The sequence below is a fragment of the Streptomyces sp. CA-142005 genome (assembly GCF_050942335.1).
Lineage (GTDB): Bacteria > Actinomycetota > Actinomycetes > Streptomycetales > Streptomycetaceae > Streptomyces.
Genome location: NZ_CP192078.1, coordinates 5,438,084 through 5,453,582, shown reverse-complemented (window position 1 = coordinate 5,453,582; position 15,499 = coordinate 5,438,084). Strand labels below are relative to the sequence as shown.

Annotated in this window: 17 protein-coding genes; 8 read left to right on the top strand and 9 right to left on the bottom strand. The window is 71.1% G+C overall.

What is annotated here, in order from left to right; translation table 11 throughout:
- Positions 1-123 precede the first annotated feature (123 nt).
- Entirely contained in the window at positions 124-852 is a 729-nt protein-coding gene (locus tag ACQPXS_RS25570) for a sulfite exporter TauE/SafE family protein (protein ID WP_433451592.1), read from the top strand.
- Between the two features lie 111 nt (positions 853-963).
- Here ACQPXS_RS25570 and ACQPXS_RS25565 read toward each other — a convergent pair whose 3' ends face one another.
- Genes ACQPXS_RS25565 through ACQPXS_RS25555 form a run of 3 tightly spaced genes read right to left on the bottom strand, consistent with a single transcriptional unit; the run spans position 964 to position 2,632 of the window.
- A complete protein-coding gene (locus ACQPXS_RS25565; protein WP_433451590.1) occupies positions 964-1,626 on the bottom strand; it encodes a DUF5063 domain-containing protein in 663 nt (220 codons plus the stop codon).
- Positions 1,619-2,218, bottom strand: a complete 600-nt coding sequence (gene recR / locus ACQPXS_RS25560) for a recombination mediator RecR (protein WP_031164801.1) — start codon at positions 2,216-2,218, stop codon at positions 1,619-1,621. Before recR ends, ACQPXS_RS25565 begins: the two co-directional genes overlap by 8 nt.
- 51 nt (positions 2,219-2,269) lie before the next feature.
- Positions 2,270-2,632, bottom strand: a complete 363-nt coding sequence (locus ACQPXS_RS25555; RefSeq protein ID WP_433455936.1) for a YbaB/EbfC family nucleoid-associated protein — start codon at positions 2,630-2,632, stop codon at positions 2,270-2,272.
- Between the two features lie 274 nt (positions 2,633-2,906).
- Here ACQPXS_RS25555 and ACQPXS_RS25550 point away from each other — a divergent pair, with 274 nt between their 5' ends.
- The gene (locus ACQPXS_RS25550) at positions 2,907-3,656 is read left to right on the top strand and encodes an SLATT domain-containing protein (RefSeq protein WP_351807551.1); all 750 of its coding nucleotides are present in this window, start codon (positions 2,907-2,909) and stop codon (positions 3,654-3,656) included.
- Positions 3,657-3,680: 24 nt separating this feature from the next.
- Here ACQPXS_RS25550 and ACQPXS_RS25545 read toward each other — a convergent pair whose 3' ends face one another.
- The gene (locus ACQPXS_RS25545; protein ID WP_433451587.1) at positions 3,681-5,210 is read right to left on the bottom strand and encodes a substrate-binding domain-containing protein; all 1,530 of its coding nucleotides are present in this window, start codon (positions 5,208-5,210) and stop codon (positions 3,681-3,683) included.
- 118 nt (positions 5,211-5,328) lie between these two features.
- Complete coding sequence (locus tag ACQPXS_RS25540; protein WP_433451586.1) at positions 5,329-7,518, bottom strand: serine/threonine-protein kinase; 2,190 nt, start codon at positions 7,516-7,518, stop codon at positions 5,329-5,331.
- Between the two features lie 287 nt (positions 7,519-7,805).
- Here ACQPXS_RS25540 and ACQPXS_RS25535 point away from each other — a divergent pair, with 287 nt between their 5' ends.
- The 6 genes from ACQPXS_RS25535 (at position 7,806) to ACQPXS_RS25510 (ending at position 11,762) form a co-directional block, all read left to right on the top strand.
- Positions 7,806-9,161, top strand: a complete 1,356-nt coding sequence (locus ACQPXS_RS25535) for an aspartate aminotransferase family protein (RefSeq protein WP_433451584.1) — start codon at positions 7,806-7,808, stop codon at positions 9,159-9,161.
- 135 nt (positions 9,162-9,296) lie between these two features.
- The gene (locus ACQPXS_RS25530; protein ID WP_433451582.1) at positions 9,297-9,992 is read left to right on the top strand and encodes a GntR family transcriptional regulator; all 696 of its coding nucleotides are present in this window, start codon (positions 9,297-9,299) and stop codon (positions 9,990-9,992) included.
- Between the two features lie 62 nt (positions 9,993-10,054).
- Positions 10,055-10,705 (top strand): hypothetical protein, encoded by a 651-nt coding sequence (locus ACQPXS_RS25525; protein WP_351807546.1) that lies wholly within the window; start codon positions 10,055-10,057, stop codon positions 10,703-10,705.
- Between the two features lie 77 nt (positions 10,706-10,782).
- Entirely contained in the window at positions 10,783-11,022 is a 240-nt protein-coding gene (locus ACQPXS_RS25520) for a DUF6400 family protein (protein ID WP_351807545.1), read from the top strand.
- Positions 11,009-11,242 (top strand): hypothetical protein, encoded by a 234-nt coding sequence (locus ACQPXS_RS25515; RefSeq protein ID WP_351807544.1) that lies wholly within the window; start codon positions 11,009-11,011, stop codon positions 11,240-11,242. The genes ACQPXS_RS25520 and ACQPXS_RS25515 overlap by 14 nt, the downstream gene beginning before the upstream one ends.
- A 46-nt stretch (positions 11,243-11,288) precedes the next feature.
- Positions 11,289-11,762 (top strand): HalD/BesD family halogenase, encoded by a 474-nt coding sequence (locus ACQPXS_RS25510; protein ID WP_433451580.1) that lies wholly within the window; start codon positions 11,289-11,291, stop codon positions 11,760-11,762.
- Between the two features lie 86 nt (positions 11,763-11,848).
- Here the strand turns inward: ACQPXS_RS25510 and ACQPXS_RS25505 are convergent, their stop codons facing one another.
- The 4 genes from ACQPXS_RS25505 to ACQPXS_RS25490 all read right to left on the bottom strand — a co-directional run bounded on the left by ACQPXS_RS25505 (position 11,849) and on the right by ACQPXS_RS25490 (position 15,496).
- Complete coding sequence (locus ACQPXS_RS25505; RefSeq protein WP_433451578.1) at positions 11,849-12,280, bottom strand: ester cyclase; 432 nt, start codon at positions 12,278-12,280, stop codon at positions 11,849-11,851.
- Between the two features lie 28 nt (positions 12,281-12,308).
- Positions 12,309-14,132 (bottom strand): bifunctional metallophosphatase/5'-nucleotidase, encoded by a 1,824-nt coding sequence (locus ACQPXS_RS25500; protein WP_433451577.1) that lies wholly within the window; start codon positions 14,130-14,132, stop codon positions 12,309-12,311.
- A 236-nt stretch (positions 14,133-14,368) separates the two neighbouring features.
- Complete coding sequence (locus ACQPXS_RS25495) at positions 14,369-14,581, bottom strand: hypothetical protein (protein ID WP_433451576.1); 213 nt, start codon at positions 14,579-14,581, stop codon at positions 14,369-14,371.
- Positions 14,582-14,674: 93 nt separating this feature from the next.
- Entirely contained in the window at positions 14,675-15,496 is an 822-nt protein-coding gene (locus ACQPXS_RS25490; protein ID WP_433451575.1) for a M48 family metallopeptidase, read from the bottom strand.
- Positions 15,497-15,499 lie beyond the last annotated feature (3 nt).

Genomic DNA, 15,499 nt, shown 5'->3' with positions numbered 1-15,499 from the left:
CCGCGTTCCGGCACCTGCCCAGCCGCCAGCGGACCACGCGGGAAAGTGCCCCGCGTCACAGTCGCCACTGCATTAGTTTTCAACGACAGGGGCGCTCCATGCGGGGCGACGTACGGGGGCGACATGACGGAGACGCTGCTCGCGGCGATCGTCCTGCTCGGCGCGAGCGTGCAGTGGCTGACCGGCATGGGCTTCGCCCTGGTCGCCGTGCCGGCGCTGGTGCTGCTGCTCGGCCCCGCGGACGGGGTGGTGCTCGCCAACTGCGCGGCCGGCGCCATCAGCGTCGTGGGCCTCGCGGGCGGCTGGCGCCGGGTCCGCCCGGCGGCGATGGTCCCCCTGTGTGCCGCGGCGGCCTGCACGGTACCGCTGGGCGCCTGGATGACCCGCCAACTCCCGCGGCCCGTCCTGCTGTTGGCGATGGGCGCCCTGGTGACGGCGGCGGTCCTGCTCGTGATGCGCGGCGCCCGGGTCCCGGCCCTGCGCGGCGGCAAGGGGGCGGTGACGGCGGGGGCGTTGGGCGGTTTCATGAACGCGGCTGCGGGCGTGGGCGGCCCACCGGTGTCCCTGTACGCCCTCAACGCGGGCTGGACGGTACGGGAGTTCGTGCCCAACGCCCAGTTCTACGGCGTCGCCGTCAACGCGTTCTCGATCGCCGCGAACGGCATGCCCCGCCTGACCGGGCCGGATTGGGCCCTCGTCTGCGCCGCGATGGCGGGCGGTGCGCTGATCGGCAACGCGATCGCCGGCCGCATCCCGGAGCACCGGGCCCGGCGCCTGGTCCTGCTGCTGGCCCTGGTGGGCGGCGGCACGGCCATGACCAAGGGGCTGTGGGGGGTGTGGCTCAGTCGCTGAACCCGAACGGGACCGCCGGCTGCCGCGCGACCGCGTCACCGACCGGCTGATCGAGCGGGGCGACAGGGATGCGGGACCGATCGTGCGCGAGAGCGGAGGCGCGGCTCGCGGTCACCGCCCCTGCCGGATCCCCAGGGGTCCGCCGATCTCCTGCGCCATGACGCGGCCCGCCTCGAACTCCAGGGTGTCGTCGCCCATGTCGGACTGGTCGGTGTCGAGGCCGTCCAGTTCTTCCAGGGGCTGGTTGAGGCGGACGTGGATGAGGACCGACTGCAGGGCGCGCAGGACGGCGGAAGCGGTGGGGCCCCAGTTGGAGAAGTAGGAGAACTGCCACCACCACAGCGCCTCCGTGGTGCGGCCCGCGCGGTAGTGGGCCATGCCGTGGCGGAGGTCGGTGATGACGTCGGCGAGGTCGTCGGAGATCCGGGCCGGCACCGGGGCCTTGCGGGGCTCGTACGGGTCGAAGACCTCGGAGTAGACGTCGACCGGCTCCAGCAGGCGGCCCAGGTTCTCGCGGAGTTCGTCCACGTCGGCGTCGGGGCCCGGGTCCGGCTCGTAGCGCTCCTCGGGGACCAGGTCCTCGTGGGCGCCCAGGCGGCCGCCGGCCAGCAGCAGCTGGGAGACCTCCAGGAGGAGGAAGGGCACGGTCGAGCCGGGCTCGTCGCCCCTCGCCAGCTCCGTGACCGCCACCAGGAAGCTCTCGATCTGGTCCGCGATCTGGACCGCGAAATCGTCCGGGTCATGACCGGTCGCGTGCAGTGTGGCGTCAGACATCTAGGAGTCGTCTCCCCTCGAAGGCGCGGCCGAGGGTGACCTCGTCCGCGTATTCCAGGTCGCCACCCACCGGGAGGCCGCTGGCCAGGCGGGTGACCTTCAGGCCCATGGGTTTGATCATCCGGGCGAGGTAGGTGGCCGTGGCCTCGCCCTCCAGGTTGGGGTCCGTCGCCAGGATCAGCTCCGTGACCGTCCCGTCGGCCAACCGCGCGAGAAGTTCTCGTATACGCAGGTCGTCGGGGCCCACACCCTCGATCGGGCTGATGGCGCCGCCGAGCACGTGGTAGCGGCCGCGGAACTCACGGGTGCGCTCGATGGCGACGACGTCCTTGGGCTCCTCCACCACGCAGATGACGGAGGGATCCCGGCGCGGGTCACGGCAGATGTTGCACAGCTCCTCCTGTGCCACGTTGCCGCAGGTCGCGCAGAAGCGGACCTTCGCCTTGACCTCCAGGAGCGCCTGCGCGAGCCGCTTCACGTCCGTCGGCTCGGCCTGCAGGATGTGGAAGGCGATCCGCTGCGCGCTCTTGGGACCGACGCCGGGCAGCCGCCCCAGCTCGTCGATGAGGTCCTGGACCACGCCTTCGTACACCGGACTGCCCTTCCTTGAGACCTGTCGGTACGTACCGTAGTTGGCCCGGCCTCAGAACGGCAGACCAGGGATGCCCGTACCGCCGCCGAGGCCCTGCGCCAGCGGGCCGAGCTTCTGCTGCTGGAGCGTCTGCGCGTTCTCGTTCGCCGCCTGTACGGCCGCCACGATCAGGTCGGCGAGGGTCTCGGCCGTCTCTTCGGGGGAGGCAGCCTCCGGGTCGACCGCCTTCGGGTCGATCTTCAGCGCGCGCAGCTCGCCGGCGCCGGTCACGGTGGCCCTGACCAGGCCGCCGCCCGCCTGCCCGTCGACCTCCGTGTTCGCCAGTTCCTCCTGCGCCCGCTGGAGATCCTGCTGCATCTTCTGGGCCTGCTGGAGCAACTGCTGCATGTTGGGCTGGCCACCACCGGGGATCACGATCAGCTCCTTTGCGTACTTCTCCTTGGGCACGAGCCTACGTGGTCCACGCCCCCGTCGCCCCGCCACTCTTTCGAGTGACAAGCGCGGCAGCCCTATACCTGATCAAGACCCTCTTCCGGGCGGAAAAGCCGGGAAAGCTTCTTCATCGCCACCCATTGGGCGGTAGGAAGGGTGCCGCGCGTCGGCATGGAATCGGCATGGCATCGGCGTGGGCTGTCACGCGACGTGACCGGGCCGCGACAAGTGATCAAGGATCAGTAGGGAGTGCCGGGTGGGTCAGCCGGAGATGCAGCCCGAGGGTCCGCCTCAGGACGGGCGGGGCGAGGGCGCGGCCGGGCTGCGGCCGGGCGATCTGACCGGGCGGACCTTTCCGCTCGGGGACTGGGGCGAGCCCGCCGAGCGGCTCGACGAGCTGTACCGGTGGGTGGAGGACGGGGCACTGCAGACGGCGTCCTGGTATCTGCGGGACCGGGTCTGGAAGCGGCGCGGCGCCCGCATACTGCGCTCCGGCGCGGCGGCGGGCGCGGTGGCCGGGGCGGCACTCCCCCTGCTCGACCTCGCCGGGGCGGCCCACGGCGTCGCGCCCTGGGGCTGCCTGGCGCTGCTGCTCGGGGTCGCCTGTGTCGGCATCGACCGGTTCTTCGGCGTGACGTCGGGCTGGATAAGGGACGTGGCCACCGCTCAGGCGGTGCAGCGACGGCTGCAGGCCCTGCAGTTCGACTGGGCCTCCGAGAGCATCCGGGAGGTGCTGGGCCCGGCGGAGGGCACGGCGAGCGAGGCCGCCGAGCGGTGCCTGGGGGTGCTGCGGCGCTTCGCGGAGGACGTCACGGAGCTCGTGCGCACCGAGACGACCGACTGGATGGTCGAGTTCCGCACCGGTTCCGCACCGCTGGGCATGCAGGCGGCGGTGACGTACGTGCCGCGGCAGGAGGCCGGCGGCCCGCTGGGCCGCTTCTCGGTGCCGCCCGCGAACGGGACCCGCCCGAACATGCCGCGCCAGCGGCCGCCGGAGCCGCGGTAGGGGCTGCCGCCGGTGCGGGAGCCCCTACGCGCAGAGCTTCATGCCCTCCGGTGTCCAGCACGGCACGTGCCCATGGGTGCGGATGATCTCCTGGCCCTGCCCGCGTGACAGATAGGTCAGGAAGCTGGAGGCCAGCGAGTCCGCCGGAGGCTTGCCGTAGGTGTAGGCGTACTCGATCTCGCGGTACGGGTAGCCACTGTGCCCGTGCTCGATGGCGTCCACCGAGGGCGCGTTGCCGTCGATGCCCAGCACCCGCAGCCCCTTCTCCCGCGTCGCCAGATTCAGCTCGCTGTAACCGATAGCACCGGGCAGCCGCGCCACCTCCGCCAGCACCTGGTCGGTCGAGTCCAGCTCGCACCGGGTCACCGGTGCCGACGGATAGTCCTTGTGGACGCAGTCGACGGACGAGTTCGCCATCTCGCCCTGCCCGAGCACCCGCCGCTGGAACACCTGCCGCGTCCCGGAGTTGGCGTCGCGGCTGACCAGGTGCACCGGAAGCGAACGCCCGCCGAGCTGCGCCCAGTCGGTGATCCGGCCCTGGTACAGCCGGCGCAGGTCCGCCGCGGACAGGTCGCGCACGCCCACGTCGTCGTTGACGACGAGCGCGAAGACGGAAAGCGCCACCCTGGTCTCCCGCAGTTCGGGCATGTCGTCGGGCTTCGGTCCGTCCGACAGGGCGACGACCGGGGGCGCCCCGCCGCTCCTGCGCGCGGCCCCGTCCGCCGCCAGCTCCCGTACACCCGCGGTCGAACCGTGCGGATCGACCGTGATGCGGGAGCCCTCGCAGTCCTTCTCGTACTGCGCTGCCGCGTCCCGTATCACCGGCGCGAAGGCCGTCGACCCGATCACGGTCAGCGCGCCCTTCTCGCAGCCGATCGGGGGCCGGGTGTCGTCGCGGGCCACGACGATCGCCGCGAGGGTCACCACGCACACCGTGAGCATGACCGTGATGAGCCGGGACGCGGCGCTGAACAGCGGCGGCTTGTCGTCCGGGGTGGCGCTGCGGTTGGTGTGGACCTCGCCGTCCCGGATGCCGCCGCTCAGCCGTATGCCCCGCCCCACGTCGCCGCCCGACAGCAGCACCAGCAGCTTGAAGTGGTCGCCCCTGTTGAGCGGGACGCGGGGGATGCGCAGGGTGTTGCCCTCGTAGCCGAAGCCGCGGTCGGCGGTGAAGTGGTCCATCAGATGGTCGGCGTCGCTCGGCTGGGTCACCGAGACACCGCGGATGGTCCGGTCGGTGAACACGGCGGTGAGGCCGTGGCGTTCGGGGCCGGTGTAGTCGTCGCGGTCGATGCCCTGCGAGCCGTCGTTCTCGATGCGCAGCAGGACGAGCGTGGCGTCCTCCATCCCCGGCATCTCGAGGAAGATCCCGAGCCGCCGGTTGACCCGCCCCGAACGCGCGTCGTCGCCGATGGCGTTGTCCATCTGCACGCGATAGCCGAGCCGCTTGCGGCGCGGCACCCGGCGCTCGTACCAGACCATGCCCGCGGACGCGGCGATACCCAGCAGCGCCGTGCCGATGGCGACCACGTTCTCCGCGTTCAGCCACTGCATGTGGATGCCCCCGCCACTGACCGGAGTCGGATGGTGGAGTCACGGTACGCGCGGACAAGGGGACGAACCGGATGTGTTCGGTGAAGTTCGTCTGACGTTCAACAGTCCCGGGCGGGCCTCACCGCCTGGTGTACGTCAGGCTCTCCCCGCCGCCCGCCTTCCTCCGCTTCAGCCTGCCGTCCGGCAGCAGGGTGACCTCGGTGGCCTCGCCCGGCGTGCACGAGGAGGCGGGCTCGCCGCTGGTGACGGTGGACGGCCCGATCTCCAACGGCCCGTCGGTGCCGGGCTGTTCGGTGAGCTCGGCGTCGAAGACGCAGTGGTAGGTGCCACCGCTCGCCATCGGCCCGTCCGCGACCAGGGTCAGCACGCTGTCGCCCACCTCGCCCTGCCGGATGGTCAGTCGGCGGGTGCTGGTTCCGTTGGCGTTGTCGATGGTCGTCTCCCAGGTGCCCAGATAGGCGGCCGGCACGGCCCCGTCCGAGGAGGCGGACGCGGAGTCGGAGTCGGACGGCGTCGGCCCCGCCGTGCTGGGCGCCCCCGACGTACCGGGACTGCCGACGGTGGGCGTCGGGCTGACGGTCCCGCCGCCCTTGTCGTCGTTCCCGCCGCCGTTCCTCATCAACGCGTACACCGAGCCACCCGCGCCCAGCGCCACCACCAGCGCGAGCACGACGAGCAGCGCGGTCGACCGCCCACCCCGCCGCTCCGGCTCCGGCGCCCCGCCGACGGGCGGCGGCCCGTACGGCGGCGTGGACCCGAGCCCGCCATAGGGGTTGTACGGCGGCTGGACCGCGCCCTGCTGCGGATAGCCGTAGGCAGCGACCGCCGGCGCATACGGCTGGGGCTGAGGCTGAGGCTGAGATTGCGGATGCTGCTGCGCATACCCGTACGCCTCCGGCGGGGCCCCGAACCGCGGCGACGCCGGCAGCGCTCCGGGCGGCGGAGTCTGCCCCGCCACGACGGTGGGCAGATGATGACTCACCCCACCCCCGTCCCCCGGCTCCCCCACGGCTCCGGACCCGCTCCCGTCATCGGCGACGGCAGCGTGCTCGGCCGACGCCACGCTGTCCCGAGCGCCCGAACCGGGACCACCGGCATCGGCCGGCGCCGAGCCACCGTCGGCCGACGGGGCAGCACCGCCTCCGGCACCACCCGCACCCGCCGACGGCGAATCCGCCCCGCCAGAGCCACCCGCACCCGCACCCGCACCCGCACCCGACGACGATTGCTGCACGGGTGGTGCGGGTGGGAACCCAGACCCGGCCGAAGGCCGGGTGCCCCCCGACGCACCCGCACCCGCACCCGCACCCGCACCCGAAGACGCCCCCGCCCCCGAAGACGGCGCCCCGTCCCCCTCCGGATCCTCGACCTCCAGCAACTGCACGGCATGTCTGCCCAGTTGCGCGACCAGCGCCCCCGGCAGCCAGGGGTCTCTGGACCGCCCCCCGGTCACGGTGTCCCCCGCCCCCGTCCGCTCCAGCACCGCGTCCAGCGAAGGCCGGGCCCCCGGATCCTTGCGCAGGCACTCCCGCACCAGGTCGGCGATCCCCTCCGGCACCCCCGCCAGATCCGGCTCCTCCTGGGCGATCCGGAACATCAACGCGTGCACACCACTGGTGGCGGTCCCGAAGGGCAGCGTCCCCGTCGCCGCGTACGCCAGCACGGACCCCAGGCAGAAGACGTCACACGCCGACGTGATCCGGTCCCCCCGTACCTGCTCGGGCGCCATGAACCCCGGCGACCCGACCAGCGACCCGGTCCGGGTCAGCCCCTCCCCGCCCGGCGAGGTCGTCTCCAGCGCCCGGGCGATCCCGAAGTCGATGACACGCGGACCGTCGATGGTGACGAGCACGTTCGACGGCTTCAGATCCCGGTGCACGATCCCCGCCGCGTGGATGTCCTTCAGCGCGTGCGCGAGCCCGGCCGCCAGGATCCGTACGGACCTCTCCGGCAGCGCCCCGTGATCGTGCCCGACCACCTGTTGCAGGCTCGGCCCGGCCACGTACCCGGTGGCCACCCACGGCACCGCCGCCTCGGTGTCCGCGTCCAGCACGGGCGCGGTCCAGTACCCGCCGACCCGCCGCGCGGCCTGCACCTCCTGCCGGAACCGGGCCCGGAACTCCTCCTGTGTGGCGAGCTCCTCACGGACCAGTTTCACGGCGACGGTACGGCCCCGGTCCGACCGGGCCAGATACACGTGCCCCATGCCGCCCGCGCCCAGCCGCGCCAGCAGCCGGTAGCCGCCGATACTCCCCCAGGCTTCGCCCGGGGGGACCCCCAGCGGATCCCTCGCCCCCAGCTTCTCCATGGCCGCCCCGCCTTCCCCCCGGTACGCCCCGCACGCCCCATGCACCCCATATACGCAACGCATACGACTACGACGCACACGTCTGCGACGGACCGAGAATAATGCGGCCCTACCGATGAGTCGCGCGGCCCGCCGCCTACGGTTCCGTCATACCCGGCGCGGGCAGGACAGGGGTTCGTACGGGTCACCCGGAACCCACCCCTTCGACAACCTGTCGCGGAAAGCCCCCGTCCACGGAACAAGACGCCGATAGGCCTTCCGCATCGCGGACATTTACCCTCACCCGCATGACCCCTCAGCCCAACCCCGACGCCGGCGCCGCAGTCAAGGCAGCGGACCGCGCGCACGTCTTCCACTCCTGGTCCGCACAGGACCTCATCGACCCGCTTGCCGTCGCCGGCGCCGACGGGTCGTACTTCTGGGACTACGACGGCAAGCGGTACCTGGACTTCACCAGCGGGCTGGTGTACACGAACATCGGCTACCAGCACCCGAAGGTCGTCGCGGCCATCCAGGAGCAGGCGGCGCGGATGACGACCTTCGCGCCCGCCTTCGCGATCGAGGCCCGCTCGGAGGCGGCCCGGCTGATCGCCGAGCGGACCCCCGGCGACCTGGACAAGATCTTCTTCACCAACGGTGGCGCCGACGCGGTCGAGCACGCGGTGCGCATGGCCCGGCTGCACACGGGCCGCCCGAAGGTGCTCTCGGCCTACCGCTCGTACCACGGCGGCACCCAGCAGGCGATCAACATCACCGGCGACCCGCGCCGCTGGGCGAGCGACGGCGCCACGAACGGCGTCGTCCACTTCTGGGCGCCGTTCCTCTACCGCTCCCGCTTCTACGCCGAGAGCGAGGAGCAGGAGACCGCGCGCGCCCTGGAGCACCTGGAGACGACGATCGCCTTCGAGGGGCCGGGCACGGTCGCGGCGATCATCCTGGAGACCATCCCGGGCACGGCCGGGATCATGATCCCGCCGCCCGGCTATCTGGCCGGAGTCCGTGAGATCTGCGACCGCCACGGCATCGTCTTCATCCTGGACGAGGTCATGGCCGGCTTCGGGCGCACGGGCGAGTGGTTCGCCGCCGACCTCTTCGGTGTCGTACCCGACCTGATGACCTTCGCCAAGGGTGTGAACTCGGGTTATGTCCCGCTGGGCGGTGTCGCCATCTCGGGGGCGATCGCCGAGACCTTCGGCAAGCGGCCCTACCCCGGCGGTCTGACGTACTCCGGGCACCCGCTGGCCTGTGCCGCCGCCGTCGCCACGATCAACGTGATGGCGGAGGAGGGCGTGGTGGAAAACGCCCGGCGGCTCGGCGGGACCGTCCTCGCCCCCGCCCTCGCCGAGCTGGCCGAGCGCCACCCGAGCGTCGGCGAGGTGCGCGGCGTCGGCATGTTCTGGGCGCTGGACCTCGTGAAGAACCGGGAGACCCGCGAGCCGCTGGTGCCGTACAACGCGGCCGGCGAGGCGAACGCTCCGATGGCCGCGTTCGCCGCCGCCGCCAAGCAGCACGGCGTGTGGCCCTTCGTGAACATGAACCGCACCCACGTGGTGCCGCCGTGCAATGTCACGGAGGCCGAGCTGAAGGAGGGCCTCGCCGCCCTGGACGCCGCGCTGAGCGTGGCCGACGCGTACACCGCGTAACGGTACGACGGCTGCCGCCGGGGCGATTCGAACGCGTAAGGTGGCGTGCTCGTAAGACATGACGTACCCGCGTAGACCGCGCGTACGGGCGTGTGCGTACGAGCACGTCATCTGACGCGTGAGGAGAGGCCCCCCATGCCCGGCACCGGCGCCGTGACCCGCAGCACCCTGCGCCAGCAGATCGCGGACGCGCTCCGTGACGAGGTGCTGGCGGGGCGGCTGCGACCGGGCCGGGCGTTCACGGTCAAGGAGATCGCCGATCAGTACGGCGTCTCCGCCACCCCCGTCCGCGAGGCGCTGGTCGACCTGTCCGCGCAGGGCATCCTGGAGGCCGACCAGCACCGCGGCTTCCGCGTGCCGGAGTACTCCGTCACCGACTACCGGAACATGATCGAGGCCCGCAGCCTGGTCACCGACGGCATGTTCCAGGCCCTCACCACCGGCCACCCCGCCTTCCGCACCCCGCCCGAGGACGCCCGTACGAAGGCCGCGCTGACCACGGTGCGGCGCCGCGGCGAGGAGGCCGCGCGGGCCGCCGCGGCCGGCGACCTGACGGTTCTCATCGGCTACGACCTGCGATTCTGGCGCGAGCTCAGCTCCCTCTTCGGCAACCCCTACCTCGGCGACTTCCTCAACCGGCTGCGCGTGCAGTCCTGGGTCTGCGCGGTGCAGTACCTGCTCCGCCTGCCCGACCTGCGCGGCCGGCTGTGGGCCGGGCACACGGACCTGGTCGACGCACTCGCCCGCCGCGAGACCGACACCGCCCGCAGGATCGTCGCCGCCTCCAACGCCCACTCGCTTCAGCTGCTGGAACACCTGACCAACGGGTAAATGACCAGTACCCTTCCCGAACCACCTCCTTGGTGGCCCCTTCTGTGTGCGAGGAGCCCTCTTTGGCCTGTGACCTGTGGCTGGTACCGCTCGTGGACGTGTTGTGCCACACGCCCGACAACCCGTTCGCCGAGGAACTCGCGCAGTACAACAACGCACTGGCCGAGGCCGGGCTCCCGGCGGTGCCGGTGTACCAGTACATGCCGGGCCTGTCCGGCGAGGTCGCGCCGGTGGCCGGCTTCGACTACGACGCGCTGCACTTCCTGCGCCGCGCGTACCTGCTCCAGGTCTGCGGCCTGCCGGTGACTCCCGTCGACGAACTCGGCGGCGACTACGAGCAGTTGCTGGAGATGTTCGAGTCGACGGCCCAGCAGTCCCACCTGGTCTGGCACTACGACCACGCGGGCGCCTACGTCCCGGTCGACTTCCCGAACCCGCTGTCCAACGACGAACTGCTCGCCGGGGGCGGCCCGTTGGGCTCCTCCCAGTCTCTCCTGCGCGAGCTGGAGTACGTCGCCGGTTCGATCGGCATCGACCCGGCCAACCCTCCAGCCGCCCCGGCCCCGCCCACGGCCCCCACGGAACTGGAGGAACCGGCCGTCCCGGCCCCGTACGACCCCAGCCCCTTCGCCCGCGAACGGCACGTGTGGCTGGGCCTGCACGCGGCGGCGACACGCTCCCTGGCCCAGGGCTCGATGATCGTCTTCAGCTGACCGGCCGGTCGGCCGGACTGTGTGATTTCACCCACCTCTTCTTGCCGTGGGGGAAATGCCTCCCTACGTTCGGTGGCATGTCCCCCCACGACCCCACCTTCGACTTCAGCGTCGACCTGAGCTCGCACGAGATGCTCCGGCGTACCCACGTCATGGCCTCCCTCGGCCCCGACTGGGACCCCGCGGCGGCGCTGCGCGGTGAGGAGGAGGCGCGTGCGCTGCTGTACTCCGGGCTGGACGCCGAGCAGCAGCGCATCTACGACGAGCTGGTGGCGGCCGGTGTGCTTCCCCCGGGACCGGGCGATGCTGCCGCTTGATCCGCAGGCCGACATAGGGCGGCGCGCCTGGGTGGCGTGCCCGAACTGTGACGACCGGGCCGGCTGCGAGACGTGCCGGCAGGGAGGCAGCAGCACCTGCACCGCGCACTGGCGCTATCTGCTCTCCAACACCGGCAGCCTGCTGAACCTGCAGTGCCCCTCGTGCCACCACGTCTGGACACACGAGACACACTTCGGCGCCACGCGCTCGTCCGGCTGACGAATCCCGCGGACGGACGTCCGACCGCGTGGGATAGAACGGCCGCATGGACGCCGCAGCACTCCAGCGCATGCTGGACGAAGTCTTCGACCAGGCCCTCGTGCACCACGGATTCACCGGCTACCTGCGCGACTACGAGGTCATCGTCCACGCGACCGCGGATCCCCGCACCGGCGTCCAGCCCGCCTACCTGCGGTATCTCTTCAGGCACTGCGTCGAGGCCCGGTGCGAGTCGTCGGTGTCGCCCGAAACCTGGCGGATCTCCCTGGACGACCGCCTCATCGACCATGAACCCGATGCCGGCCTCGACGGATACGTCTGGGGCGTCAGGTGGCATGCCCTGTACCCGGGGGCGAAGGTTCTGCCCGAGTCGGAGGCGGCTCGTCGGTGGGCGCGAGCCGTCGGGGTCGACTTTCATGAGGTGCGGATCGAGACCAGCGCACAGCGGCTCACCCTGCTCTTCTCGGACCTGCGGGTGAGCGAGGTGCCGACCGGGTACGCCCCCTTCACCACCGGGTGATCATCCGCAGCGCACACACGGCACCGGCCGGGGAGGGGACGGTCCCCGCCCTCTCCCCGGCCGGTGGCCGGTTCGGTGCCGTGCGGTCAGTCGGCCACCGGCAACGGCCAGCCGAGCTGTGCGAACAGACCGAGGCGGTCGCTCACCGCGCGGATCTCCGCGATCTTGCCCTCCCGCAGCGTGAAGATCCAGATCGCCTCGATGTCGAAGGACCGGCCGGTCGGCTCGGGCATGCGCGGGTGGGCCGCGCTGTGCACGCCCCGCTGGGTCACGCGGGCCACCACCCGGCCGCCCTCGCCGATCAGCTCGTCCACCTGGACCGTGAGCGGTGCGAGGGCCTCCGACTGCCGGCGCAGGCCCTCGAACGCCGCCCCCGGCTCGTCCGCCTCACCGTGGATGATCTTGTTGTGGTCCACGACGTCCGCCGCCATGTACCGCGGCAGATCCTCGAGGCGGCCCTCGCTCACCGCCTCGAAGAAGCCCCGGACCACCTTCTTGTCGTCGTCCACCGTGCTCATCGCTCCCCCATCGTCAAGGACGCCGCTCTCAGAAGACCGGCGTACCGGCCTGCGTCAGCTTCCAGTTGGTGACGGCGAAGTCGGCGGGGTCGAGGCTCTTCTTCGCGGTCACGTAGTCGATCATCAGCTGGCGGATCTCGTTCGTCGAGCTGTAGGCGATGGGGGCGGACGCGATGTGGGGGTAGCCCGAACCGCCGTTGGCGCGGTAGTTGTTCACCGCCACGACGAACACCTGGTCGTCGGCGACCGGCGCGCCGTTGTAGGTCAGGTTCTTGATCCTCGACCCCTCCGGCTGCGCGATGTCGATCTCGTAGTCGACGCCCGCCGCCGTGTCGTACATGTAGTCCCAGAAGTTGTTGGCGTTGGTCAGCGTCGCGGTGTCGACCTTCGTGCCGGCCGGGACCTGGTGGTAGTACTTCGCCGCGTACTCCAGGTACGCCTTGAGCTGGGCGCCCGTCAGCTTCTTGCCGTACAGGGTGTTGTCGTAGATGTAGAGGCCGGCGATGTCCTTGATGGTGACGCTGCCCTGGGGGATGTCGGCCGTGCGGGAGAAGGGGGCCGCGACCGAGATCAGGGGGAGCGCGGCGTCGGACGCGGACAGGCCCGCCTTCACGCTCTCCATCTGGACCTTGTGGATGAAGTCCATGATCGGCACGTCCTTCCAGCAGGACTCCGCCGCCGAGAGGTCCTGCGTGCAGGTGCCGACCGCCGTGTTGACGTACTTGACCACCAGCTCGTGGTCGGCCTCCAGGAGCTTCTTGATCTCCGGGTCCTCGTCCACGGTGTTGGGGTTGAGGGTCTGCGCCTTCTTGCTCGTCACCTTCCACTGGCCGTGGTGCAGTTCGAGCTCGAAGTCGAAGACGCTGAGCCGGTAGCCCCAGCAGTACGGCTCCGAGAGGAGCACTTCCTCGCCGGTCTCCGCGTTCTTCACCGTGTAGGACGGGACCTCCACGTGCGTGTGGCCCACCAGGATCGCGTCGATGCCCGGCACCTGCTCGGCCACCAGGTTCGACGCGTTCTCGACGTACGGGAGTTCATCGCCGTACGACGAGGAGCCGTCGAGGCCCGAGTGGTCCGTCAGGAAGACGACGTCGCAGCCCAGCGCGCGCAGCCTCGGCACGTACTTCTTCGCCTGCTCCACCAGGCCCGGGAACACCATCTTGCCGCTGACGTTGTCCTTGTCCCACAGCGCGATGCCGGGGTTGGTCAGGCCGAGGATGCCGACCTTGATGTCCGGGGCGCCCGGCACGCAGATACGCTTCACGGTGTACGGGGCGAAGGCCGGGCGCAGGGTCGTCGCGTCGAGGGCGTTGGCGCCGAGCAGCGGGAAGTGGCACTGGCTCTCGAACTTGCGCAGTACCTCGATGCCGTAGTTGAACTCGTGGTTGCCGAGGGCGGCGGCGTCGTAGCGCATGTGGTTCATGGCCACGGCCATCGGGTGCTTGGGGCCCTTCTTGCCGTCGGTGCCCGTGATCGGGTCGATGCGCGCGAAGTAGTAGGCCAGGGAGGTGCCCTGGATGATGTCGCCGGCGTCGACGAGGAGGACGTGGTCCTCGCCCTTCGTCTCGCGCTGCTGCTTGATGAGGGTGGCCACGCGCGCCACGCCCACGGAGTTGCCCGCCTTGTCGGTGTAGGCGGCGTCCTTGTAGTAGTCCCAGTCGAAGACGTGGCTGTGCAGGTCGGTCGTGCCGAGGATGGAGAACGACCAGGTCCGCGGCGTCTTTTCGGGACGGTGACCGGCCTCGGCCGCCTGCGCGGTGCCGGTGCCGACGGTCCCGGCGGCGGCCACCGCCGCCCCGGTGACGGCCGACTTCTTCACGAACTCCCGGCGGTTCATGGGACTGAGGGGCATTCGAGGCTCCTGGAGAGGGCTGGGGTGAGGAGATTGCGTGCGCGAGACGTGCGGGACTACCCGCGTAGATGCTTGCCTCACTCCGGTTCCGCTGAGAACCACGAACAACCCAAGGGCCGGTCAAGGAAGTTCATGTCCATGACCGGCCCGGCTCTGTTCACCCGCTCTCAACCGACGTACCGCCAGAGCTGATTGCCGTTGCCGGACGCCCGCGGCGCGACCGGGAATCGCCGGGATCAGATACGGCCGACCAGCCTGATCTGCGGCGGCCACAGCACCCCGCTCGCCATCAGCAGGGAGGGGCCGAGGTGCACCGGGCACACATGAAGCGGGGGCCGGTGGTACCGGGCGACCTCGAAGATCGCGGGGTCGGAGCAGTCCGTGCCCTCGGCGTCGTCGCCCTCGCCACCGTACGGTCCCCGGCACCGCATGTCCCGGTGCGTGCTCATATTCCGATTGTGCACCGCGCAGCACGAAGGAAGCGCCCGCCGATCCTATGGCGGGGAGACACCGGGCACCCGCAGGGAAGGTGCAGGTCAGCGCTAGAGATCGCCCATCCAGACGCGCCGCCCCAGCTCGTCCAGCTCCGCCTTGATCTGTCGGCACTCGGGCAACGCCCGGCCCAGCAGTCGCCAGTAGTTGGGGCCATGGCCGGACACCTTCACGTGGGCGAGCTCATGCGCGATCACGTAGTCGACCAGGTGGATGGGCAGCTGGAAGGTTGCCCAGTGCAGAGAAATGACCCCGTTTCCCGGTCCGGCACGGAAGCTCCCCCACCGGTGGCCGAGATCGCGCACACGGACCTCCGGCTCAGGGACATCCATCCGCGCGGCCCATGGCTGAAGGCGACCTCGCGTCCATCGCTGCCCGGCCCGGGTGTACCAGTCCGCGAGAGCCGCACGGACGAGTGTCGGATACTCGGCGACCGAGCCGTCGACGTGCAACCGTCCCGCGACCAGTCGCACGGTGGGCGCCTCGGCTCCGCTCCCCCGTCTCGACGGCTCCCTTCCGGCCGACCGCTCCCCGTCGGTGATGAGCAGCCGATAGTCCCGCCCGAGGTACCGGTGGATCTCACCGTCCTGGAGGGTGCGGACCGGGTGCAGCTGGCGACGCTCCTCGCTGAGCCGCGTCTTGTCGTCGATCCAGGTGCTGCTTCCGCGTACGAACTCCCTGACCCGCCGGAGTTCGCATCCTCGGGGAACGTGCAGGGTGAGGGTCCTGTCGCGCTCCACGGTCAGGCCGATGCGGCGGCGCCTTGCACTGATCCGCACGCGCAGCTCGCACCCGTCCACCACCAGGGAGCCATCCTCGGTGAGGACCGGCTCGCCGGGGCGGTTCTCCAACGGCTCGGGATGCTCTGGCACGGG